At 61.2% G+C, this 24,055-nt stretch carries 21 protein-coding genes; 17 read left to right on the top strand and 4 right to left on the bottom strand.

The window, feature by feature from the left end:
* Positions 1–47: 47 nt before the first annotated feature.
* Complete coding sequence (locus ACKXGA_RS04945; protein ID WP_097770415.1) at positions 48–893, bottom strand: DegV family protein; 846 nt, start codon at positions 891–893, stop codon at positions 48–50.
* Between the two features lie 326 nt (positions 894–1,219).
* Here ACKXGA_RS04945 and murC point away from each other — a divergent pair, with 326 nt between their 5' ends.
* The 14 genes from murC to ACKXGA_RS04875 all read left to right on the top strand — a co-directional run bounded on the left by murC (position 1,220) and on the right by ACKXGA_RS04875 (position 18,191).
* Positions 1,220–2,599 carry a UDP-N-acetylmuramate--L-alanine ligase gene (murC, locus tag ACKXGA_RS04940; protein ID WP_223384108.1) on the top strand — a complete coding sequence of 460 codons (1,380 nt, stop codon included), beginning with the start codon at positions 1,220–1,222 and terminating at the stop codon, positions 2,597–2,599.
* Between the two features lie 257 nt (positions 2,600–2,856).
* Positions 2,857–3,654: a zinc dependent phospholipase C family protein gene (locus ACKXGA_RS04935; RefSeq protein ID WP_005931300.1), complete on the top strand. Its 798-nt coding sequence runs from the start codon at positions 2,857–2,859 to the stop codon at positions 3,652–3,654.
* 5 nt (positions 3,655–3,659) lie between these two features.
* Positions 3,660–4,910: an MFS transporter gene (locus tag ACKXGA_RS04930; protein WP_423730216.1), complete on the top strand. Its 1,251-nt coding sequence runs from the start codon at positions 3,660–3,662 to the stop codon at positions 4,908–4,910.
* 249 nt (positions 4,911–5,159) lie between these two features.
* Positions 5,160–7,913, top strand: coding sequence for an insulinase family protein (locus ACKXGA_RS04925; RefSeq protein ID WP_423730215.1), 2,754 nt, complete (start codon positions 5,160–5,162; stop codon positions 7,911–7,913).
* A 313-nt stretch (positions 7,914–8,226) separates the two neighbouring features.
* Positions 8,227–8,511, top strand: a complete 285-nt coding sequence (locus ACKXGA_RS04920; protein WP_117475989.1) for a chemotaxis protein — start codon at positions 8,227–8,229, stop codon at positions 8,509–8,511.
* Entirely contained in the window at positions 8,508–9,941 is a 1,434-nt protein-coding gene (locus ACKXGA_RS04915; protein ID WP_423730214.1) for a phage terminase large subunit, read from the top strand. The genes ACKXGA_RS04920 and ACKXGA_RS04915 overlap by 4 nt, the downstream gene beginning before the upstream one ends.
* Before the next feature lie 275 nt (positions 9,942–10,216).
* Entirely contained in the window at positions 10,217–11,953 is a 1,737-nt protein-coding gene (locus ACKXGA_RS04910) for a portal protein (protein ID WP_423730213.1), read from the top strand.
* A gap of 98 nt (positions 11,954–12,051) precedes the next feature.
* Positions 12,052–13,005 carry a ribosomal-processing cysteine protease Prp gene (locus ACKXGA_RS04905; RefSeq protein WP_423730212.1) on the top strand — a complete coding sequence of 318 codons (954 nt, stop codon included), beginning with the start codon at positions 12,052–12,054 and terminating at the stop codon, positions 13,003–13,005.
* Positions 13,006–13,102: 97 nt separating this feature from the next.
* Complete coding sequence (locus ACKXGA_RS04900) at positions 13,103–14,101, top strand: N4-gp56 family major capsid protein (protein ID WP_082210765.1); 999 nt, start codon at positions 13,103–13,105, stop codon at positions 14,099–14,101.
* A gap of 133 nt (positions 14,102–14,234) precedes the next feature.
* Positions 14,235–14,447: a hypothetical protein gene (locus tag ACKXGA_RS04895; protein WP_097770405.1), complete on the top strand. Its 213-nt coding sequence runs from the start codon at positions 14,235–14,237 to the stop codon at positions 14,445–14,447.
* 4 nt (positions 14,448–14,451) lie between these two features.
* Positions 14,452–14,835 (top strand): hypothetical protein, encoded by a 384-nt coding sequence (locus ACKXGA_RS04890; RefSeq protein WP_117535737.1) that lies wholly within the window; start codon positions 14,452–14,454, stop codon positions 14,833–14,835.
* A 15-nt stretch (positions 14,836–14,850) separates the two neighbouring features.
* Entirely contained in the window at positions 14,851–16,722 is a 1,872-nt protein-coding gene (locus ACKXGA_RS04885; protein WP_423730211.1) for a hypothetical protein, read from the top strand.
* A gap of 3 nt (positions 16,723–16,725) precedes the next feature.
* Positions 16,726–16,929 (top strand): hypothetical protein, encoded by a 204-nt coding sequence (locus ACKXGA_RS04880; RefSeq protein WP_005931258.1) that lies wholly within the window; start codon positions 16,726–16,728, stop codon positions 16,927–16,929.
* Positions 16,926–18,191 (top strand): cell envelope biogenesis protein TolA, encoded by a 1,266-nt coding sequence (locus ACKXGA_RS04875; protein WP_117535734.1) that lies wholly within the window; start codon positions 16,926–16,928, stop codon positions 18,189–18,191. Before ACKXGA_RS04880 ends, ACKXGA_RS04875 begins: the two co-directional genes overlap by 4 nt.
* Before the next feature lie 41 nt (positions 18,192–18,232).
* On the opposite strand, the gene ACKXGA_RS04870 is transcribed toward ACKXGA_RS04875, so the two are convergent.
* The 3 genes from ACKXGA_RS04870 to ACKXGA_RS04860 are packed head-to-tail and all read right to left on the bottom strand — an operon-like array spanning position 18,233 to position 20,649.
* The gene (locus ACKXGA_RS04870; RefSeq protein ID WP_423730210.1) at positions 18,233–18,967 is read right to left on the bottom strand and encodes an ABC transporter permease; all 735 of its coding nucleotides are present in this window, start codon (positions 18,965–18,967) and stop codon (positions 18,233–18,235) included.
* Between the two features lie 4 nt (positions 18,968–18,971).
* Positions 18,972–19,721: an ABC transporter permease gene (locus tag ACKXGA_RS04865; RefSeq protein WP_423730209.1), complete on the bottom strand. Its 750-nt coding sequence runs from the start codon at positions 19,719–19,721 to the stop codon at positions 18,972–18,974.
* Between the two features lies 1 nt (position 19,722).
* Positions 19,723–20,649: an ABC transporter ATP-binding protein gene (locus ACKXGA_RS04860; protein ID WP_423730208.1), complete on the bottom strand. Its 927-nt coding sequence runs from the start codon at positions 20,647–20,649 to the stop codon at positions 19,723–19,725.
* A gap of 165 nt (positions 20,650–20,814) precedes the next feature.
* Here ACKXGA_RS04860 and ACKXGA_RS04855 point away from each other — a divergent pair, with 165 nt between their 5' ends.
* The 3 genes from ACKXGA_RS04855 to ACKXGA_RS04845 all read left to right on the top strand — a co-directional run bounded on the left by ACKXGA_RS04855 (position 20,815) and on the right by ACKXGA_RS04845 (position 23,925).
* Positions 20,815–21,534, top strand: coding sequence for a response regulator transcription factor (locus ACKXGA_RS04855; RefSeq protein WP_423730207.1), 720 nt, complete (start codon positions 20,815–20,817; stop codon positions 21,532–21,534).
* Positions 21,531–22,895 (top strand): sensor histidine kinase, encoded by a 1,365-nt coding sequence (locus tag ACKXGA_RS04850; protein WP_423730206.1) that lies wholly within the window; start codon positions 21,531–21,533, stop codon positions 22,893–22,895. Before ACKXGA_RS04855 ends, ACKXGA_RS04850 begins: the two co-directional genes overlap by 4 nt.
* A gap of 88 nt (positions 22,896–22,983) precedes the next feature.
* Positions 22,984–23,925, top strand: coding sequence for an AEC family transporter (locus ACKXGA_RS04845; RefSeq protein WP_117476000.1), 942 nt, complete (start codon positions 22,984–22,986; stop codon positions 23,923–23,925).
* Positions 23,926–24,055 lie beyond the last annotated feature (130 nt).

Raw genomic sequence — 24,055 nt, 5'->3', positions numbered from 1 at the left:
AGACGCGCTCTGTGATGAGCGCGTCTTTTTTGTGTGCAGGGAGAAATTTACTGCTTGCGTGCAAACACGATGCCGATGGTACCGGGGCCGGAATAGCCGCCGATGGTGGTGCCGATGTCGGTCTCGTAGACATTCTCAAAATTGCCGTACTGCCGCAGTCCGGCCTTGATGGCCTCCATGCAGCCGGGCTTCGCCTGGGTGGAAGAGATGAACACCATGCTGCGGTCGATGTCCTCCCGGTTCGCCAGCTGGTCGGTGATGTACTTGCCCACGCAGATGGGCAGACTGCCCCGGTACTTCCGCACGACTTTCAGTTCACCATCGATGACGGCCAGGCTGGGCTTGATGCCCAGAATGTTGGCCCCGAAGGCCAGCACGCCGGAGCAGCGGCCGCTTTTGGCCATGTAGTCCAGCTGGTTGAGCACAAAGCTCAACTCGACCCGCTTGGCAAGGCCCTGTAAGCGCATGGAAATGTTCTTGGGCGGCAGGCCGTCAGCGGCCCACTTGGCTGCCTGCAGGACGAGATAGCCCTGCCCGGTGCAGATATTCTCGCTGTCCACAACATAGACGTTGCCGAACTCCTGCGCCGCCAGCCGGGCGTTCTGGAAGCAGGAGGAGAATTTGGAGCCGACATTGATGTGGATGACGGCATCGTAGTCTCTGGCAAAGGGGGCGAGGAAGTCGGTGTACTCCACCAGATTGGGGGCGGCGGATTTGGGCATTTTGCCGCCGTTCTGGGCATGGGCGAATACATCGGCGGGGTGGATGGTAACGCCGTCCAGATAGCTTTCCTCCCCCATGAGGATGTGCATGGGGATCAGGCTGATGTTCCACTGCCGGAGCAGCGCTTCGGACAGATCGCAGGTGCTGTCCGCAGTGATCTTGATGTTCAAAATGAGATTCCTCTTTTCCAGCCGCGCGTCCGGCGGCAGTGTGATAGTTCGAAATTTGCAACTATCATACCACAAATACTTCAAAATTGTTAGCTATCAAGCCGATAAAAAATGTAAATCTTTTATGAAGTGTGCAAAAGGGGCGAAAATCCATGGGATATCTGTACAGTTGTAACAAAAATGTGCCGGAGTTTCTGGTTCTTTCCGAAAATTCGCTCGGAACTGTTTATTTTGTCGGCCAAAAATTATATAATAAGTAGTACACAAGAATTAAGATGGATTCGGTCTGCCTTGCGGCCGTTCGTTTATTGGAGGTTTGCCTGCTTATGTTCGTTACTGATTATACCATGCATCTGCTGGATAATGTAAAAAAGATCCACTTCATCGGCTGCGGCGGCAGCGGTATGTATCCGCTGATCCAGATCCTCTCTGCCAAGGGATATGATATCTCCGGCAGCGATGTGCTGGACGGCAGCATCATCCGCTCGGAGCGGGAGATGGGCGTGAAGGTCAGCCTGGGTCATGCTGCGGACAACGTGATCGGCGTTGACCTGGTGGTCTACTCTGCCGCCATTGCCAAGGACAACGTGGAGCTGAACGCCGCCGCTTCCTATGGCATCCCCACTGTGGAGCGCAGCGTTCTGCTGGGCTATGTGAGCCGCCTGTACAAGGACAGCATCTGCGTTTCCGGCACCCACGGCAAGACCACCACGACTTCCATGATCACCACCGCGCTGGAGCTGGCAGGCCGTGATCCCTCTGCAGTCATCGGCGGCAAGCTGCCCCTCATCGGCGGCTACGGCAAGGCCGGCAAGGGCGATGATATCGTCATCGAGGCCTGCGAGTTCTCCGAGACCTTCCTCAAGCTGACCCCCTATATGTCCGTGGTGCTGAACATCGATAACGACCATCTGGACTATTACGGCAGCATGGGCGAGCTGAAGTTTGCCTTCAAGCGCTTTGCCCTGATGACCCATTTTATGATCTTTGCCAATGCGGATGATAAGAACACCATGGATGTCATGTACACCCTGGACCGCCGCGTGCGCACCTTTGCCATTGACAATGCGGCCGATTACCGTGCTGTCAACGTGCAGGAGTACAAGCCCGGCTTCTTTGAATTTGATCTGAAGGAGTGGGATACCAATGAGCTGGGCCACATCCGTCTGGCAGTGCCGGGCCGCCACAACATTTACAATGCACTGGCCATGTGTGCTGTCTGCCGCTCTGTGGGCCTGACCGTGGAGCAGTGCGCCAACGCTGCCCTGAACTTCAAGGGGGCAGGCCGCCGTTTTGAGGTCTACGGCGAGTGCAACGGCGCGGTGGTCGTGGACGACTACGCCCACCATCCCACCGAGATCCGCGCGACCCTGAACACCGCCAAAGAGCTGGGCTACAATCGTGTCATCGCAGTCCATCAGCCGTTTACATACAGCCGGACCAAGATGCTGTTCAACGACTTTGTGGATGTGTTCAAGATCCCTGATATCACGGTGATCACCCCCATCATGGGCAGCCGCGAGCCCAACGACCCCACCATTACCAGCGCAAAGCTGGCGGCGCAGATCCCCAACTCTGTGCTGGTGGACAGCCTGGAGGCTGCCGCTGACTGGGTCAAACAGAACGCCCGGGAGGGCGATCTGGTCATCACTCTGGGCTGCGGCGATATCTATAAGGCCAGCAAGATGATGGTGAAGAAAGACTGATCGTTTGGAATAGCTGAAAGCCGCTGGGTCAAAAACGCCCGGCGGCTTTTGGCTGCCGGACGTTTCACGGACCGAACCGGTCTGCAATACCACCCTGCGAAAGCGCCCTGCCGGGAGACCGGCGGGGCGTTTTTGCGCTATGGGATGGGCGTGATGAAAAATATCTCAAAAATTTTACACAAATCAGACCCGGAAGGGTGGCGGCGGGGGTGGGATTCTGCTATACTGATTCTGGTACGAAAAGGAGGAGAGAGGATATGCCATCTACGTATGCACACCGCCGCTTTGGTGCGGATGTTCTGGTGCAGCTGCCCAGGGAGCTGCGGGAAAAGATCACCCCGTACCGGCCGCTGTATGATATGGGCCTGCACGGGCCTGACCTGATGTTCTACTACCGGGCATTGCAGTCCAACCCCGTGAACCGGCTGGGCAACGCCATGCACGAGCAGCCGGGCCGAGTGTTCTTTACCCGGGCCCGGGGCGTGGTGAACACGGCCCGCAACAAGAATGCTGCGTTGGCCTATGCGCTGGGGTTCGTCTGCCACTTTGCACTGGACAGCACCTGCCACCCCTATGTGGAGCGCTACACCCGGGAAAGCGGTGTGAGCCACTGCGAGATCGAGACGGAGTTTGACAACCAGCTGATGCGGGAGGACGGGCTTGACCCGATGCACTTTTTCACGGCGGGGCATATCCGCCCCAACCGGGAGTTTGCAAAGATCATTGCGCCGTTCTACGAAAATGTCACGGCAGACGAGACCTACGGAGCCATGCGGGGCATGGTGCGGGTGCACCATCTGCTGCAGGCTACCAGCCCGGTCAAGCGCTGGGTGGTGTTGACGGCCCTGAAAGCGGCAGGTACCTATGATGTCATGCACGGGCTGGTGGCGAACCTTCAGCCCAATCCCCGGTGCGAGGCCAGCGACAAAGAGCTGGAAGCGCTGTATCAGCAGGCTCTCCCGCTGGCAGTGCGGCTCATCACGGAATATGTGGAGGGGCTCTCCAACGGCGCACCGCTGGACAAGGCCTATGACCACACCTTCGGAGAATTTTGAGAGGAATGCAAATGAACGAAGCAAAGCAAAAATTTCGCCTGACCAGCCTGGAACGGGCGTGGATCTTATACGATGTGGGCAACTCGGCGTTTGTGCTGCTGGTGGCAACGCTGATCCCCATCTTCTTCAACGCACTGGCTGAGGGGGGCGGCCTGAGCGCGGTGGAGTATCTGGCCTACTGGGGCTATGCAGCCTCGGCGGTCACAGTCATCACGGCGGTGCTCAGCCCGATCCTTGGCACACTGGCCGATACCCGCAACTTCAAAAAGCCCATCTTCACCTTCTGCGTGGCAGTGGGCGTGATCGGCTGCTGCGCCATGGGGATGGCAAACACCTGGCTGCCGTTTCTGCTCATCTTCATCTTTGCCAAGGTGGGCTTTTCGGGCAGTCTGGTGTTCTATGACTCCATGCTCAGCGATGTGACTGTGCCGGACCGGATGGATGAGGTCTCCTCCAAAGGCTATGCCTGGGGTTACATTGGCAGCTGTGTGCCCTTTGTGGTCTGTCTGGCGCTGGTGCTGGGGGCCGGGAGCATCGGTATCTCCCAGATGACAGCGCTGAACCTTGCCCTCTTTATCACCGCCGCCTGGTGGCTGGTGACCACCCTGCCCCTGCTGCGCCAGTATAAACAGGTGCACTTTGTGGAGGTGCAGGAACATGCCATCCGGCAGAGCTTTGCCCGCATCGGTCACACCCTCCGCCACCTGAAAGAGGACAGGCAGGTGTTCTGGTTCCTGCTGGCCTTTTTCTGCTACATCGATGGTGTGTACACCATCATCGATATGGCCACGGCCTACGGCACGGCCCTGGGGCTGGACACCACCGGCCTGCTGCTGGCGCTGCTGGTCACCCAGATCGTGGCCTTCCCCTCGGCACTGGTGTTCGGGCGGTTGAGCGGGCAATACCCCTCGGGCACCCTCATCCCGGTCTGCATCGCAGCCTACGCGGGCATTGCGCTGTTTGCCTTTTTCCTGAAGCACCAGTGGCAGTTCTGGGTGCTGGCCGTTGTGGTGGGCATGTTCCAGGGCGGCATCCAGGCGCTGAGCCGGAGCCATTTTGCCAAGATCATCCCGCCGGAAAAATCGGGCGAGTACTTCGGCTTGTTCGATATCTGCGGCAAGGGCGCATCCTTTCTGGGCACCATGATCGTCAGTGTGGGCAGCCAGCTGACCGGCAGCGCCAATGTGGGCGTGGGCAGCCTGATCGTGCTGTTCATTGTGGGATTCGTACTGTTCCGGGTGTCGGATCGGAAGTAAAAACAACCCCCCAGTCACCTGCGGTGACAGCCCCCCTAGTAGTGGGGCCCTTGGCATAACGTAAAGCATCACCTCTTTGCCAAGGCCGCCCCTACCAGGGGCGGTGGCATCCCGCAGGGATGACGGTGGGGTTTAACCGCAAGAGCCTTCCCTTTGGGAGGGCCTTTTTTTGTTCGTTGCGTCTTACCGGAAGGCGTGGTACAATAGGGCCAAACACTTTGAAAAAATATGACCCAAAGGAGAAACAACATGAACTATCCCGGTTATACGCTGGTGCGCCGCGAGGACTGCCCGGAGCAGCACGGTGTGCTGACGGTTCTGAACCACGATGTGAGCGGGGCCACTGTCCTGCTGGTGGAGAACGAGGACACCAACAAGGCGTTCGGCATCGGCTTCGGCACCTTCCCCTCCGACGACACCGGTGTGTTCCACATTCTGGAGCACTCGGTGCTGGCGGGCAGCGAGAAGTACCCCGTGACCTCGCCTTTTTTGCAGCTGCTCAAGAGCAGTATGGCCTCTTTCCTGAACGCCATGACCTTCCCGGACAAGACGGTGTATCCCTTTGCCACCCCCAACGAGACCGACTTCAGGAACCTGATGGACGTGTACCTGAACGCTGTGTTCTGCCCGCTGGCCATGGTGGACAAGGCCGTGTTCGAGCAGGAGGGCTGGCACCGGGACGCGGACGGCACGGTGAGCGGTGTGGTCTACAATGAGATGCAGGGTGCGCTGGCCTCCCCGGACGCGCAGCTGCAGAACGCGCTGGAGCGGGCCATGTTCCCGGATACGGCCTACGGCTTTGTGTCCGGCGGCGACCCGGCCTCCATCCCGGCCCTGACCTATGAAAAATACCAGCGGGTGTACCGCCGCCATTACAGTGCCGACAACTGCTGCATCACCCTGTACGGCAAGATGGATATGGCCGAGAAGCTGGCTTTTCTGGATGAGCACTATCTGAGCAGGATGCCCAAGGGCACCAGCCGCCCCCGGCTGACGGTGCAGGACCAGCAGAACGGTGTGCGTGTGTGTATCCCGTACTACACCGAAAACCCCGAGCCGGATCAGGTGCAGTGTGCGCTGGCCTGGTACACCGGCGCGTTTGCAGACCGGGAGCGCCAGCTGGGCGTGGAGATCCTGCTGGATGCCCTGCTGGGCACCAACCAGTCCCCGCTGAAGGCAGCTCTGCTGGAGCAGAAGCTGGGCGCGGATATCGACATTGGCTTTGACGACAGCACCCTGCAGCCCACGCTGGAGCTGGTGCTGCGGGGGGCCACCGCAGAGACTGCCCCCAAATTTGCAGCTGGCGTGAAACAGGCTGTGACCGACCTGCTGGCAGGGGGCATCCCCGAGGAGCTGCTGCTGGCCAGCCTGAACGCCATGGAGTTTGCCTCCCTGGAGCGCCCGGGCAGCCTGCCCGACGGTGTGCTGGATGCCATCTATGCCGCCACCGGCTGGCTCCACACCGGCGACCCGGCTCTGCTGCTCCACACCGACAAACTGTTTGCTTCCCTGCGGGAGAAGCTCTCCACCGGCTGGTTTAACGACCTGCTGAAGGATCTGCTGCTGGCCGAGCCGGTGCAGGTGATCCAGACCCCGGCCCTGCCCAAGAAGGACGAAGAGGATGCTGCCCCTGCCCGCAACGACGGCAAGCTGGTGCTGGACCATCCGCTGACCGTGGCCGACCTGGGCGACGGTGACAGGAGCGCTGCCGGTACAGTGGAACCGCTGGCCGGTGCGGAGCTGCTGCACCACCCCTCCAAGGGCAGCCTGTATCTGAATTTCTACTACGACCTGGGCGAGTGCACCCCGGAAGAGGTGCAGTATCTCGACCTGCTGACTGATATTCTGGACGAGCTGGATACCCCCGAGCACACTGCCCGGGAGCTGCAGACCCAGCGCGCCACCTGGCTGGGCAACAGCATGGCCTGCATCAGCTTCTGGACCGGGCGGCAGGAGGGCAGCCCCTGCCACGCAAAGCTCACCTGGAACATGAGCCTGTTGGAGCGGAATCTGGACAAGGCCATTGCGCTGGGCAGTGAGTACCTCTACAAGACCTGCCTGACCGGCCCCAAGGCCGAGGAAGCCTTTGCCCGGGTGCTGAGCCAGCAGAAGCTGAGCATGGAACAGCAGTTCATCCAGCAGGGCAACCAGTACGCTGCCGTGCGTGCCGCCGCCCACTACTCAGTGGAGTATGCCCTGAGCGAGCGGTGCAGCGGCGTGACCGGATACCACTTCCTGTGTAACCTGCTGGAACGGGCCGACTGGGCCGCCATGGGCAAAAAGCTGGAGGCGGTGCGGGAAAAGGTGCTGAACCATGCAGCCCTGACCGTCAGCCTGCATGGCAGCGAGGAAGCGCTGGCAAAGCTGCGTGCCCTGCTGCCCGGCAGTGCCTTTGCTGCCCAGGGCCGCACCGCTGCCAAGCCCTACACAGAGGTGCTGACCGCCCCCATGAACGAGGCCTTTATCATTGACGGCGGCGTGAACTATGATATCCTGACCTGGCCCATGGAGCGGCAGGCCGACCGCCGGGTGCTGGCCCGCATTATGAGCTACGAATACCTGTGGCACAACATCCGTGAGGTGGGCGGCGCTTACGGCACCGGAATGCTGACCCGTGCCCAGACCGAGGGACTGTACACCTACCGTGATCCCCACCTGACCGAGAGCTACGAGACCTTTGCCAAGGCCCCCGAGGTGCTGGCAGGCCGGGAGTACACCGAAAAAGACCTGACCGAGTTCATCGTGGGCGCGGTGTCCGAGATGGATTCGCCCAAAAAGCCCAACGCTGAGGCCAAGGAGCTGGACCGCCGGTACTTCTGCGGCATCACCGATGCCATGCTGGCCGCGGACCGCAAGGCCATGTGCAGCGTGACAGCTGAAACGATCCGGGCACAGGCCGCAGACCTTGCAGACCGGATGGCAAACGCTACCCGTGTGGCCTTTGGCAGCAAGGACGCTGTGGAAGCAGGCAAGCAGCTGTTTGACCGCATCGAGACCCTGTAAGCAGAACCGAAACTGAATCTGTAACGAAAGCAGGCACTTTGCCTTTGCCCCGGACGGGGCGGGCGAAGTGCCTGCTTTTTTGCGCAAAAGGCGCTTCACGCACCTGATGTGTCTGTGCGTGAAAAATCCGGGAGAAAAACGGAGATTTCTGTACGGTGCGATACAGCGATGAAAAATGGAAGATTATTTTATACGAATGGGATTCTATGACGCTAAAAGTACAAAACGGCCCTGCAAAAGTGCGCACTGTTGCAGGGGACGAAAAGCTGGTATCCTTGTGCCAAGCCAAACAGAAAGGATGTGAGAACACAGGATGGCGCAAGCAAAACAGCCGGGCAGGGACAAGAGCCTTGCCAGCCTGCACAAGGCCACCGACACCCTGAGCACCATGCTGGCGCAGGAGGTCAAGGAGCTGAACGCCCGGCAGAAGGCCCAGCGAGCCGATGGCTCTGACCCGGCCCTGATGAAGGGGCTCAAGGAGGCCACGGCGGTGCTGAAGGATCTGGCCGCGGTGGCCAAGACCCTGAACGATCAGGGCGCGGATGCCGAGGCCCGGGCGTGCGGCGTGGTGCTTCTGCCAGCCGTGGAGGACGTATGAATGCAGAGATCGTATGGCGGCCCCAGCCCCGGCAGGCGGAGTTCATGCGCCGCCCGGAACCGGAAGCCCTGTACGGGGGCGCGGCAGGCGGCGGCAAGAGTGACGCGCTGGTGATCGAGGCCCTGCGGCAGGTGCACATCCCCCACTATCGGGGGCTCATCCTGCGCAAGACCTACCCCCAGCTCAGTGATCTGGTGGACAAGAGCATGGCCTACTACAAGCGGGCTTTTCCTACGGCGCAGTACAACGCCACCAGCCATGTGTGGGTGTTCCCCAGCGGGGCAAAGATCTACTTTGGCTCCATGCAGTACACCAAGGACCGCACAAATTATCAGGGCAAGGCCTTCGACTTCATCGGGTTCGATGAGCTGACCCATTTCGAGTGGGAAGAGTACAGCTATATGATGAGCCGCAACCGCCCTACCGGCCCGGGCACCCGGGTCTACCTGCGGGCCACCACCAATCCCGGCGGTGTGGGGCACGGCTGGGTGAAAGCCCGGTTCATCACGCCTGCCCCGCCCGGCACCCCCATTGTGGAACAGTTCCCGGTGCGGATGCCGGACGGAACCGAGAAGGTGCTGGAGCGGGCAAGGGTGTTTATCCCGTCCAGCGTGTTCGACAACCCCGCCCTGCTGGAAAATGACCCGGACTACCTTGCCAGTCTGGCAAGCCTGCCCGAGGCGGAAAAGCAGGCCCTGCTCTATGGCAGCTGGGACAGCTTTTCGGGGCAGGTGTTCACCGAGTGGCGGAACGACCCGGGGCATTATCAGGACCAGCGCTGGACCCATGTCATTGCGCCCTTTGCCATCCCCAGACACTGGAAGATCTACCGGGGGTACGATTTCGGTTTCTCAAAGCCGTTCTCAGTGGGGTGGTACGCGGCGGATGAGGAGGGCAGGCTTTACCGCATCAAGGAGCTGTACGGCTGCACGGGCCGCCCCAACGAGGGCCTGCGCATCGATCCGGTGGAACAGGCAAGGCGGATCCGGAAGGCAGAGCAGAACGACCCGATGCTCAGGGGCCGCACCATTCTGGGGGTGGCCGACCCCGCCATCTTTGATGAGAGCCGGGGCGAGAGCATTGCTGCCATGATGGAGCGGGGCCCTCATTTCCTCCACTGGATCCCCGGTGACCACACCCGCCTGGCGGGAAAGATGCAGTTCCACTACCGGCTGGCGTTCGATGGGGAGGGGCGGCCCATGTTTCAGGTGTTCAGCACCTGCAGGCACTTCATCCGCACCCTTCCGAACCTGGTCTATGACGAGAGCAATGTGGAGGACATCGACACCCGGCAGGAGGACCATATCTATGACGAGTGCCGCTATGTGCTGATGGAAAATCCCATCTCCCCGCCCCGGCAGACCGTGCAGCCTCCGGTGGGGGACGACCCGCTGGAACTGCATAGGAGGGCGAGATTTTACAGGGTATAGGCGGCTCACCCTCTCCGTCAGCGCTGGCGCGCTGCCACCTCTCCCGAAGGGCGAGGCCTTGGCAGTTATTGCAAAGTTTGCAGTTTCGTCAGAAGCTCCCACTTTGGGAGCAACGACGACGACCGCCGCCAGCGGCGGATTGAGGGAGGAGTTGTTGGGGCAGCGGCCAGCAAGGATGCGAACAGAGTGAAGCAGACGCTGGGAGCCGCAACCCGGCTGTGGGCGAGCGGAGCGAGACTGAGAGGGTGAGGAAGCTAACAAGAAAGGAGTAAGCAATGATCGATGAAAAGCCCCCCATCGGGGCAGAAGAAGTGGCCGAAGCCACTGCCATTTTACAGAAATACAAGGCCGGAAAAGCCGCGCTGGACAAACGCATTGTGGACAACGAGCTGTGGTTCCGGATGGGACACTGGAAGAACTACCAGAACCCCATGATGGAGGGCAAGCCCCAGCCTGCCAGCGGGTGGCTGTTCAACAGCATTGCCAACAAGCACGCCGATGCCATGGACAATTACCCGGCCCCCAATGTTCTGCCCCGGGCGGCAGACGATGCGCAGACCGCACAGGTGCTTTCCAGCATCCTGCCGGTGGTGCTGGAGCAGGCAGACTATGAACAGGTGTACAGCGACACCTGGTGGCGCAAGCTCAAGCAGGGCACCGGGGTCAAGGGCGTGTTCTGGGACCCGGAGGCCCGGGGCGGCGTGGGAGAGATCGCCATCCGGCCCATGAACCTGCTCATGCTCTACTGGGAGCCGGGCGTGGCAGATATCCAGGCCTCGCCCCACTTTTTCTCCCTGAGCATGGAGAACACCAAACAGCTGGAAAACCGCTGGCCCCAGCTGAAGGGCCACAGCGCCAGTGTGCTGGATGTGCCCCGTTTTCTCCACGACGGCGGGCTGGACACCACCGAAAAAAGCGTGGTGGTGGACTGGTACTACAAAAAGCCGGACGAGGCCGGACGCACCCTGCTCCACTACTGCAAGTTCTGCAACGGCGTGGTGCTCTATGCCAGCGAGAACGACCCGGCCCTTGCCGGGCGGGGCTTCTACGACCACGGGAAATATCCCTTCGTGTTCGACCCGCTGTTTATGGAAGAGGACAGCCCGGCGGGCTTTGGCTATATCGATGTGATGAAGGAATGCCAGACCGCCATCGACAGGATGAACCATGCCATGGATGAAAATGTCCTGCTGGCATCCAAGCAGCGGTATGTGCTCAGCGACACGGCGGGCGTGAACGAGGAGGAACTGGCGGATCTCAGCCGGGACATCGTCCATGTGGCCGGGCGGCTGGGAGACGAGAGTTTCCGCCCGTTGCAGACCGCCGGTTTGCAGGGGAACAGCCTGAGCTACCGCAACAGCCGCATTGAGGAGCTGAAGGAGATCAGCGGAAACCGGGATATGACCCAGGGCGGCACCGCAGGCGGCGTGACGGCGGCAAGTGCCATTGCGGCCCTGCAGGAGGCGGGCAGCAAGCTCTCCCGCGATATGCTCAAAAGTGCCTACCGGGCCTTTGCAAGGGAGTGCTACCTCATCATTGACCTGATGCGGCAGTTTTACGATGAGGAGCGGGTGTTCCGTGTCATCGGGCCTGCCGGAGGCAGAGAGTTCGTGCCCTTTTCCGGGGCAGCGCTGCGTGCCCGCCCCATGGGGCTGATGGGCGGCGTGGAGCTGGGAAGCCGGGAACCGGTGTTTGATATTGTGGTGAGCGCCGAGAAGAAATCCACCTTCAGCCGCCTTTCCCAGAATGAAACGGCGAAGGAGTGCTACCAACTGGGTTTCTTTGCACCCCAGAATGCCGACGCGGCCCTGGCGGCACTGGAGATGATGGATTTTGAGGGCATCGAAAAAGTGCGCCAGAGGGTGCGGCAGAACGGCACGCTGGCACAGAAGCTGACGGCGGCCCAGATGCAGATCGCGCGGTTCAACGAGAAATTGAGCGGCGCGGAGGAAAATCTGAGCACAAGAGCATTGGCGAAGAACCTCTCCGGCGCTTTGCGCCAGCTCTCCTGACAGGAGAGCCAGGTTCACGCTGCTGCTGGCTTGCCTCCCCTATTAGGGGAGGTGTCACCGCAGGTGACGGAGAGGTTTTACATGAGAAGGAGGCAGAAATGATCAAAGTGAATTATACGGAATTGGACGGCCCTTACGGCCCGGCCATGCGTCTGGAAGCAGCGGGCCATGCAGGCTATGCCCCGGCAGGGCAGGATATCGTGTGCGCCGGTGTCAGCACCCTGATGCAGGCACTGGTCAGCCTGCTGGCGGGTGAGGAGAACGCCCACAGCGATGCTTTTGACGAGCCCGATGGCCCCCGCCTGACGGTGACTGCTGCCCGGCCCTGTACCGCATGGGTCGAGGGGGCCTTTGAGCTGGCCAAGGCGGGCTTTGCCCTGCTGGCCGAGCGCTACCCGGACAATGTACGCTTTGCCGACCGGAGTGCCCGGGGCAAGCAGGAGATGATGGACCTGCAGCTGTTTGCTGACGGCGGCGAAGCGGCTGCCCCTGCCCTGAGCGCGGCCCAGGAACAGCAGGCTGTGGCATCGGGTACCATGAAGCCCGGTGAAAAAGCGGACGCAAGGCAGGAGACGACCGCCCCGGAGGGGGAGAAGGAGGTGAAAGAGACCGAACCGGTCAAGGCGGAAGAAGGGCAGGAACAGGAACCACCCCGCCCTGCGCTGCCAAAACGTTTCCCGGGAAGCCAGGCTGTGGATGCCCTGCACCGGCGCTGGGCTGCCGAGGAGGCCATAATGCGCCGGGCGGTGCCGGAGTTTTCCCTGCAAAAGGAGCTGGCAGACCCCGAGATGCGCCGTCTGATGCAGCTGCCCGGGATGCGGATGCTGGATGCCTACCGGCTGGCCCATTACGGGGATGCCATGCGCCAGACTGCCCGCACCGTGGAGCAGGGCGTGGTGGAGCGCATCCGCCAGCGCGGGGCACGCCCTGCTGAAAACGGCACCCACCCCGGCAGCGCCGCCGTGACCGGTGCGGATGTGAACCGGATGACCCGCAGCCAGCGGGAAGCACTGGAACGTCAGGCGCTCCATGGCGCAAAGATCAGTTTTTGAGGGAAACCCTCTCACCGCTTCGGTCTGGCTTTGCCAGCGCCTTGCGGAGCTCCCCCGAAGGGGGAGCTTGAAATCAATGAAAGAAAGGATAATGACTATGAACAACTTCAACATTCAGCTGTTTGCCGAAACTCCCCTGAACTCCACCACCACCATGACCCCGGAGATGAAGACCTTCTACGAGAAGCGCCTCATCGACCAGGCAGAGCCCCGGCTGGTGCATGACCAGTTTGCGGATTACTATCCTGTGCCCCAGAACGGCGGCAAGACCATCGAGTTCCGCAAGTACGACAGCCTGCCCAAGGCTTCCACTCCGCTGACCGAGGGCGTGACCCCGGACGGTCAGGCCCTGAACGTGACCACCATCACCAGCGACCTGCACCAGTATGGCGGCTGGACCCCGCTGACTGACGTGCTGCAGATGACCGCCATCGACAACAACGTGGTGCAGGCCACCCGTGTGCTGGCAAGCCAGGCGGGCCGCACCATGGACAGCATCACCCGTGATGTGCTGGCGGGCGGCACCAATGTGCTGTATGCTCCCAAGCAGAATGCAGACGGCACCGAAACGGAGGTGAAGAGCCGCAAGGAGCTGGACAAGACCTGCACCCTGACCCCGAAGCTGTTCTTCCGGGCGGCGGCGCAGCTGGGTGCCATGAACGCGGACCCCATCGGCGACAGCTACATTGCCATCATCCACCCCTATGCCGCCTACGACCTGAAGACCTGCAGGGAATTCATTGAGGCACACAAGTATGCCGACCCTGAGACCATGTACCGCGGCGAGATCGGCAAGCTGGGCAACATCCGCTTTGTGGAGACCAGCGAGGCCAAGATCTGGAAGGACACCACCTGCCCCAGCGGTCTGGCCGTGTTCGGTACGCTGGTGCTGGGTGCCCATGCCTACGGTGTGACCGAGCTGGAGGGCGGCGGCCTGGAACACATCGTCAAGCAGCTGGGTTATGGCGACGACCCGCTGAACCAGCGCGCTTCCGTGGGCTGGAAGGGGATGCGCGCCGCCGAGCGTCTGGTGGAGCAGTACATGGTGCGCATTGAGAGCGTATCCAGTTATTCGGAGAATGCGAGTGCCAACTGAACCTCTCAGGCGCTTCGCGCCAGCTCCCCTAGTAGGGGAGCCCTTGGCAAACCGGGCAAGCCCTGCTGGATGACGAAACCAGGCGAGGCGTAAAAGGCAGTGCCCCTGCGACAGAGGGCAGAAAGGATGAAAAATGGACAAGAAAAACGTAAGAATCCGGCTGTTCAAGGACAACAGCCGGTACAAGGGCGACCTGTTTGTGAGTGTGAACGGCGTGAGCTATAAGATCCGCCGGGGCGTGGAGGTGGAAGTGCCGCCCGAGGTGGCAGAGGTGCTGGAGCACAGCCAGGTGCAGGATGAGCGCACCGCTGCCCGCATTGCCGCCGCCGAGAAGATCGCGGGGTGAGAGCATGACAGTGGGACAGGCTCTGGAACGGGCCGAGGAACTGCGGCCGGGCTGCAAGGTGGACAGCTGCACCCGGCAGCGCTGGCTCTGTGAGGAGGACGGGATGCTGCGGGCCCTGCTGTTCTCCGGCTGCGGGCTGCGGGCCGGAGTGGGAGCAGACCTTGCCTGGCCTGCGGAGGGCGGTCTGGACGATGCCGTAGAACTGCTGGTACCCGTGCCCTTTGATGCACTCTACCCGCATTACCTCTGCGCAAAGCTGGATGCTGCCCTGGGTGAGACGGAACGTTACGCCGGGGAGCAGGCCCGGTATAACAGCATTCTGGCCGAGCTGAGCGCCTGGCTGCGGCGGCGGGCAAAGCCGAAGCGCGGTGCGCAGTGGCGGTGGTGAAAGGGAGGAAAGTGGATGCTTCTGACAAATCGGACCGGTGTGAAGAATACCCGGGATCTGCTGCGGGCCTTTGGCGGCCTGAACGAGACCTACGGCTGCACCGAGGCTGAGTACAGCGGGGGAATGAATTTTTCGGCCCGGGATTTCCCGGCCCTGAGCACCCGGCTGCCCCGCCGCAGGCTGCAGGAGCTGGCCGGGCTGAACGGGATGTATCACCTGAACGGTCTGCTGACCGTCTGCGGGCAGGACCTGGTTTATACCCCGGACGAGGCCCCGGCCCAGCCCGTCACCGTGAAAAATGCCGTGGCAGACAGCCGCAAGACGATGGTGGGCATCGGAACAAAGATCCTGATCTTTCCGGACAAGGTGGCGTTCGATACGGCCGACGGCAGTGCGGCCCCGCTGGGTGCTGCCTGGGAGGCGGGAAGCCTGAGCGTGAGCTTTGCGCCCTGTGATGCTTCGGGGAATACCTACGAGGTGAAGGACAAGGGCACAAAGGAGCCGGAACACCCGCAGGACGGCCAGCTGTTTCTGAAGCTGAACGAGTCGGACAAGCCCTATTCCGCAGAGAACACGCTGGAGGTGTACAGCGAGGCTTCGGGCAACTGGACGGTGATCCCGCTGGACTACTGCCTTGTGACCGCTGAGGGCATCGGGACGGAGTTCCGGGTGTGGGACACCGTGACCCTGACCGGTACGGGGGCTGAACAGGCAGGCCAGTGGGCCGGGCTGGACGGCGACCGCATCGTGTACGGTGTGACCGAAACCACCCTGCGCCTGCGGGCTGACCCGGGCGGCGAACACTTTTACGGCAGGCTTGTCCACAATGGCAGCAGTGCTGTCTGGGTGAGCATGGACGGCACACAGCGGGAAGAGTATTTCCCGGCGGAGGGTGTGAAGGTGGAGCGCCGGGTGCCCGACCTTGAGTACCTGACCGAGTGCGACAACCGGGTGTGGGGCTGTTCCAGCAGCGAGAATGTCATCTACGCCTGCAAGCTGGGCGACCCCACCAACTGGTTCTCCTACCGGGGCATCGCGGCAGACAGCTATGCCGTGACCGTGGGCAGCGACGGTCCCTTTACCGGCGCAGCTACCTGCATGGGCTATGCGCTGTTCTTCAAGGAAAACACCCTGCACAAGCTCTACGGCTCCAAGCCCTCGGATTTCCAGCTCAGCTCCCTGCGCTGCCGGGGCGTGGCCAGAAACGCGGCCCGCAGTCTCTGCGTGCTGAACGAGACGCTGTACTATCTCTCGCCCGACGGCGTGATGGCGTGGGACGGCAGCATCCCGGCCAAGGTGTCGGCGGCGCTGGATGCCGGGCGGCTTGCCAATGTGAAGCAGGCCGTGGGCGGCGCGCTGGATGGCCGGTATTATCTGCATGTCAGCCGGGAAAACGAGGTGCGTCTGCTGGTCTATGATACCGAGCGGGGCCTCTGGCACGAGGAGGATGTCTGCTCCTTTGAGATGGCCAGCACCGGCGGGCAGCTCTATCTCTGGGATGGCCGGGCGCTCTGGGCCGCTGATCCCAGCCGGGAAACGGCAGGGCAGAGAAGCGAGGAAACGGAACAGGGCGTGGAGTTTGCCCTGACCACCGGAGATCTGGGGCTGGACAGCCCCGAGGAGCGTTACCTCTCCCGGCTGACGCTGCGGCTGGATGCCGCCTGCAGGAGCCGGGTGACTGTGGAAGTGAGCTATGACGGCGGCCCCTGGGAGAACGCCGCTGCCCTGACAGTGGAGGGGCCGCGCCGCAATTGTGATCTGCACCTTGTGCCCCGGCGGTGCGCCTCGCTCCGGCTGCGGCTGTGGGGCTATGGGCAGATCACCCTGCGGAGCCTGGCCAAGACCTTCAGCGGGGCAAAGGGAAACCAGATGGAACTGGAGGGATGAACCATGGCAAGCATTGCGGGTCTGGGCAAGATCGGCCTGCCCAGGCTGAGTGAGAATATGGATCCGGAGGATGCCCGGGCCCTGCGGAATTATCTGTACCAGATGCAGGAGCAATTGCAGTATGTGCTCTGCAATCTGGACACGGAGAATTTCTCGGAGGAGCTGCGGGGCAGGCTTTCCGGCAGTTTGGGAAAGGAGGAGACATGAGCGAGAAAAAGAAGCAGGAGTACACCACAGGCGGGCTGAAAAACCGGCAGGATGTGGAAAACGCGCTGGCTTCGGCAGAGTACCGGCCCTCGCAGGAGGTGACGGACGCGGCCAGCGACCTGAAGCAGTGGCAGGCCAACCGCCCCGGCGATTACGAGAGCGCCTATCAGGGCCGCATTGACGGCCTGATGGAGGATCTGCTGGACCGGAAGGAATTCAGTTACAGCTATGGTGCCGACCCACTGTACCGCCAGTACGCCCAGCTGTACACCCAGAATGCTCAGAACGCCAGTGCTGATGCGGCGGCGCAGGCCGCTGCCCTGACCGGCGGCTATGGTTCCAGCTACGCGGCCAGTGCGGCCCGGCAGGCATACCAGCAGCAGATCGGTGCACTGAGCGAGGCCATCCCCACGCTGTACCGGCTGGCGCTGGATACCTACCAGAGCGGCGGCGATGCCTTGGTGGAGCAGATCGACCAGCTGAACGGGCAGGAGCAGAATGCCCAGCAGAAGTATGAGCGGGAGCTGGCGGATTACTACACCCAGCTGGAACAAAAGGGCAATGCCTACAACACGGCTTACACCCAGGATTACGGGCGCTATCAGGATTATCTGGGCCAGCTGGACAGCCTGTATGGTTACTACGCGGCACAGGAACAGCAGGAGGCGGCCCGCCGCCAGCAGGGCTTCAACAATGTGATGACCGTGCTGGGCCTTCTGGGTGACGCGGCCCAGCTGGCCATTACCGGTACCACGGGTCTGGGCAGCATGGCAGGCAGCCTGCTGAACACCGGGTACAACATCTATGCGGGCAACCGCGCCTATGAAGCCGAACGGGCCGACACGGCGTGGAAGCAGAAAATGCAGGAGCAGCTGCGGCAGGATGAGCTGGCACAGCAGCAGTACAAAAACGAGCAGGCGCAGCAGGAATATCAGGACAAACTCCGCCAGCAGCAGGTCAGCAATGCCCTTGCGGCAGAGCGGCTGGATCTGAGCAAGAGCCAGTGGGAAGCCAAGCAGGAAAAGGCCAGCCGGACTGCCGAAAAAGCCAGCGCCGATGCAGCGGCGAAGCGCGGCAGCCTGACGGGTGACACTGGCCTGAAGGTGGGCAAAAGCGGCGTTTCCAGCGGCGGCACCGTGCCGTACAGCGCGGCGAGGATGCGCAGTCAGGGCCGCAGTGATACGGCCATCCGCACCCAGCTGCTCAAGGAGGGATACTCCAGCAGCGAGGTCAGGAAGATCATGCAGCAGTTGAACAGCTGAAAAAAGGGGAGGGCAACCGTGAAGGTGCTCTCCCCTTTGTGCTATGCCCGGACATCCCGTTTTTTCAGCAGGAGCCATGCCAGAAGGAACATTGTCCCCAGCCAGAAGATGCAGCTGAAGGCAAACAGCCCGTAGCTGCCAGCCAGAGCATCCGCACTTTTGTTGGAGTTCATACCCAGCTGCATCAGGGAATAGGGCCACAGGATTCCAAAGCCTTTGGAGCTGATAAAGATGCCGGTAATGCCGCCCAGCAACCCCAGAAAAATGGGCACGGCAAAGCTGCGGATGACCATGGCCAGCACCAGCTGTGCGGCAATGACAGCCAACGCACCCAGCAGTCCCCGCAGTAAAAACAGAGGTAAGGTGACCGGCGGCAGCCCGGGCAGATGGGCAAATACCTTGCCGCAGAACACGAACAGCGCGAACACAAAACCGTGGGTCAGAAGCGCCAGCTTTGTCACCACCGCAAACTTTGCTGCAAACAGGTCCAGCGGCGGTACGGGGCTTGCCATGATCAGGTTCCAGTTGTGCCCCAGATGTTCCAGCCGCCACAAGTAGGCAGCATAGGCGGCGACCATGGCAGGGAAGAAGAGCATGGAATAAAACAGGGTGTGCTGGGTCCACAGGCTATACCAGCCGTCGGTGAGGATCTCAAGATTTTGCAGATAATTGAAAGTGCCGTAGGTGGCGGAAAGAATGGGCAGCACAAAGAACATTGCCCAGATGGGGGATGCGTGGAGTTTGCGGTTCTCCGCAAGAATACAGCGTTTCAGCATGGTTTTATACCTCCTCGTCCTGTACCTTGCGCCACGCAAGGGCAAACAGCACAGCGCCCAGCGCAAGGGTGAAGGCCAGCAGCCCCCAGTTGAAGGGGCGGGTGCCGTAGGTGACGGTGTGGGTGGCCTTGTCCCAGTTCGCCACTTCGTAGGCGCTCAGCGGGATGTAGTACCCAAAGGGCACAAAATAACTGACAAGCGGCGGCATAAAAGCAGAGAACAGCCCCACCAGTGCCCCTACGATGCCCACGCAGAGCGCAGGCAGGGGGTTGCCCACCCACAACATCAGCAGAAATTCGCCAAAGAAGAGCATTGCGTCCACAGCCAGCGTGCAGACGAACAGATAGACCAGCTGCCCGGTGGGAAAGGCTTCGGTATAACCATGAATGCGCCCCAGCACCGGAACGCAGGCCAGCTCCAGCACCGTGACCAACAGCACCTCCAGCACTCCAAAGACCGCTTTGCCTGCAAACAGGCTGCGGCGGCTCTGCAGGGTGTAGAGCAGCTTGGCGGTGTTGCCTTTGATCTCCATATCCCACAGCCGGGAGGCCAGCACTGCCATCATCACCGGCATCAGAATGGCTTCAATGACGGGCAGGCTGTAAAGCAGGGCGCTGTAACCGTTGGCAAGTTCCTCCGGGTCTGCCGGGGCAAGGCCGCCCACCCACAGCACGACAATGCCGGGGATGAGCAGGCAGAGGGCAAGGTCGTGCCGACGGTGGGCTTTTTGCAGTTCTGCACGGAAAGCTGCCATCTTACGCCACCTCCCCGTTGGTCTGTGTCAGGCTGAGGAAGATGTCCTCAAGGCTCTTTGTCTGTGCAGTCAGGCCAACCACGCCCACGCCGCTTTCGGCAAGGGTGCAGACCAGTGCCGCCAGCGCTTCGTCCGGCAGCGGGGGCAGCTGCAGGGTGTCCGGCTGATCTGCCGGTGCAGCGGCTTTTACTCCCTGCTGCTGCAGGACGGCTGCGGCTTTGGGTGCATCCAGCACCCGCAGCAGAATGCCGCCCCGGCTGTGCTTTTGCAGTTGCTGCAGAGAACCCTCGAACAGCAGCCTGCCGTGGTTCAGGATGCCCACCTGATCCACCATCTGCTCAATCTCGCCCAGCAGGTGGCTGGAGATCAGCACGGTGGCTCCGGTGGTCTGGGGCATGGAGGCGATCAGACTGCGCATTTCCTGAATGCCTGCCGGATCCAGACCGTTGGTGGGTTCATCTAAAATCAGCAGTTTGGGGCTGCCCAGCAGCGCCATGGCAATGCCCAGCCGCTGCTTCATGCCAAGGGAATACTGCCCTACCTTCCGGTCAGCGTCCTTGGTCAGGTGCACGATCTCCAGCACCCGGGGGATGTCCTTCCGGTCCACGTCTTTCAAGTCAGCCACGATGGAAAGGTTTTCCCGGGCAGTCAGGTGCAGGTAACCGGAGGGGGATTCGATCAGGCTGCCGGTCTGCCGCAGCAGGGCAATGCGGTTTGCTTCGTTCAGGGTGTGCCCCAGCAGTTCCACACTGCCGCCGGTGGGGTGTACAAGCCCCAGCAGCATCTTCATGGTGGTGGATTTGCCCGCACCGTTGGGGCCTAAAAAGCCGTAAACACAGCCCTCCGGGACAGCCAGGTTCAAATGATCCACCACCGGACGGCCATGGTAGCTTTTGCAAAGGGCATGGGTCTCGATCACAGGTTTCATAAATGGTCTCCTTTCGCATTCATGGATTTCGGAACGATACCAGAATACACCTGCTGCCTTAAGCTGGCCGGAAGCGCAGCTTAAATTTCCCTTAAATTTGCAGGCGTTTTCCGCTGCGGCGCAAAAAGTGTGGTATAGTAAAGGCGGGAAAGGAGAACTGCCCTTATGGATACCATTTATGATGCAAAGCTCCTGCTTGTGGACGACAACGCCGAACTGCTGGAACTGCTGTGTGAGCAGCTGCGGGGCGCAGGATATGGCCATATCAGAACCGCCCAAAGCTGCGCCGCTGCCCGCATCTGCTTTGCGGCAGAACAGCCGGAGCTGATGATCCTGGATATCAACCTGCCGGATGGGGATGGATTTTCGCTGTTCCGGGCGCTGCGGGCAAAAGCGGACGTTCCGGCGCTATTTCTCTCTGCACGGGATGCGGATGCCGACCGTCTGTTTGGGCTGGGTCTTGGCGCAGACGACTACCTGACCAAGCCTTTTCTGATGCAGGAACTGCTGCTGCGGGTGCAGCATATTTTGCAGCGGGCGTACCGGGCAGAGCTGTCCCGTACAAAACCGGCACCTTTGCAGCTGGGGGAGCGGTGCGTAGACCTGAATGATGCCATTGTTACCCTGCCAGAGGGCAAAACACTGACGCTGACCGCTACCGAGCTGGCGCTGCTGCGGAAATTGGCAGAGAACCGGGGACACATCGTTACCTACGATGCCCTTTGTGCGGCGGTCTGGGGCGCAGATTATTATGGCTGCGAGAACAGTCTGGGGGTACATATCCGGCATCTGCGGGAGAAGCTGGAAGCCGAACCCGGTGTGCCGCAGTTTCTGCGGACGGTGCGGGGCATTGGCTATAAGCTGACAAAGGGGGACAAAGCATGAAAACCTTTGTGCGCCTGATCCGGCGGTATGTGCTGGCGGCGGTGGGCATTGTTCTGCTGCTGCTGTTTTCCGGTGTTGCAGTGCTGGGCTGGTTGGGCTGGCAGGAAAGCTGCCGCCTGCCGCAGCGGGAGTATTCCTCCAGCGAGATCGCGGATTCCATGGTGGAGACCGCCGAAGGGCTTGCCTTTGGGGCAGAACGCACCCCGCAGGAGTGGATGAACGGCTACGCGTGGGCGATGGTGCTGGACGATGTGGGAAACATCTGCTGGAGCTACGGCCTGCCGCAGGAGCTGAACCATGCCTACACTCCCGGCGATATCGCCAAATTTTCCCGCTGGTATCTGGCGGATTACCCGGTGTTCTGCTGGACAGAACCCTACGGGCTGTTTGTCATCGGGCTGCCAAAGGGGAGCCTGTGGAAGTACAGCATTTACAGCTCACCGGACTTTGCTCTGAGCATGGTGCGGGTGCTCCCGGCGGCAGCACTGGGAATGCTGCTGCTGGGGCTGGTGCTCTGCTTCTGGCTGAGCTGGCGGGGGGCAAAGCGGCTGGAGACCGTGGCAGACGGTCTGGATGCACTGGCGCAGGGGCAGACCGTCCAGCTGCCTACCGACGGTTTTGCCGGGGAACTGGCAGAAAAGCTGAACCAGACCGGGGCGCAGCTGCAAGCCAAAAACGAGATGCTTTCTCGGCGGGACAACGCCCGCACCCAGTGGATCGCAGGAGTCAGCCATGACGTGCGCACCCCGCTGGCGCTGATCTTAGGCTGGGCGGAGCAGCTGGAACAGGATGCACTTTTGCCGGACAGCTCCCGGCAGAAAGCGGCCGGCATCCGCATCCAGTGCGAAAAGCTCCGCACCCTCATTGATGACCTGAACCTGACCAGTAAGCTGGAATACGGTGCCCAACCCCTGCGCCGGAAAGACCTCCGGGCAGGGCCGCTGTTCCGGCAGCTGGTGGCGCAGTTCTGCGAAAGCCCGCTGGCAGAGCGCTGCGGGATCACGCTGGAACAGGAAGAACCGGCAGAGCAGACAGTGCTTTCGGTGGATGAGGCGCTGCTGGCACGGCTGCTGGAAAACCTGATGAACAACAGCGTCCGGCATAACTCAAAGCCGGTGAACATTACCGTGCACACCCGGCGGGCAGGGGAGCGCTTCTGCCTGACCGTGGCAGATGACGGCATCGGCTATCCGGCTGCCGTTCTGGCGGCACTGAACGCTGCGGAGCCTGCCGAAAATGCGCCCCATATCCTTGGCTTATATGTAGTGCAGCAGATCGCCGCCGCCCATGGCGGCACGGCAGTGTTCGGGCAGAACACCCCCCACGGTGCCAAAGCGGTGGTGTACCTGCCGCTGGGCTGAAAAGTTATCGGAATCCTTGCTTTTCCCGGCCGGATTTCTTATACTTTGAACAAAGAAGTCTTTTTTGGTGCAAAACACAGGAGGAATCATGGCTGAAATTTCAAGTCTGCTGACATTGCAGGGCCAGCTTGCGCTGCTGACCCTCATTGGCTTTTTTCTGGCCCGCAAGGGCATCATCAATGCGCAGGGACGAAAGTGCCTGACCGACCTGCTCATCAATGTCATCCTGCCCGCGAACATCATCCAGTCGTTTCTGGTGGAGTTCAGCTGGGATGTGCTGAAGAGCAGCGCGTCGATCCTTGTGATCTCGCTGGCGCTGCAGATCGGCTGTGTGGTGCTGTGTGCCCTGGGCTACAACTGGCTGCCCTTTGCAAAGCGGAGTGTTTACCAGTATGGCACGGTCTGCTCCAACGGTGCGTTTCTGGGCAGCGCACTGGTGGACGGCATCTGGGGCAGCAGTGGCCTGCTGCTCAGCTCCATCTACCTCATCCCCCAGCGTGTGGCAATGTGGTCGGTGGGCGTGAGCTACTTTCTGCAGGACGAAAAGCCCGCTTCCAAAGAAGAGATGCGGGCAGACCGCAGGGCCGTGCTGCGGAAAACATTCACCCACCCCTGCATCCTGGCGGTCGTGGTGGGCATGGTGCTGATGGCCTCTCAGCTGCCGCTGCCCGGCTTTTTGGGCCGCACCGTCAAGAGCCTGAGCAATTGCAACATGGGTGTTTCCATGATCCTGATCGGTGCCATCATCGGCAGCAGCCGGATGGGCAAACTCTGGGATAAGGACTGCTTCCTCTACTGCCTCATCCGGCTGGGGCTCATCCCGGCGGCGGTGCTGCTGGGCTGCAGGCTCTGCGGCGCGGAGAGCCTTGTGACCGGTGTTTCCGTGGTATTGGCAGCCATGCCCATGGGCGGCGTGACCGCCGTTCTGGCGGAAAAGTACGGCGGGGATTCCGCCTTTGCCAGCAAGTGCGTTGCGGTCTCCACGGTGCTCTCCCTCATCACCACACCGCTGTGGTGCATGGTCGTGTAAGGGTGGGACCGACCGCTACGCCCGCGGCAAAATGCGAAAAACACCTTGTCAATGGCAATCATGGCCGAAGAATCACGGTTCTTTTTGTCCAATCGGCGAATAGCCTTTGCCGCCGGATGGTGATACAATA

Origin of the sequence: Faecalibacterium hominis (ex Afrizal et al. 2022) (genome assembly GCF_049545105.1) — a bacterium.
Classification (GTDB): domain Bacteria; phylum Bacillota; class Clostridia; order Oscillospirales; family Ruminococcaceae; genus Faecalibacterium; species Faecalibacterium duncaniae.
The sequence above is the reverse complement of the archived record's forward strand: the minus strand, read 5'-3'. Positions and strand labels throughout refer to the sequence as shown.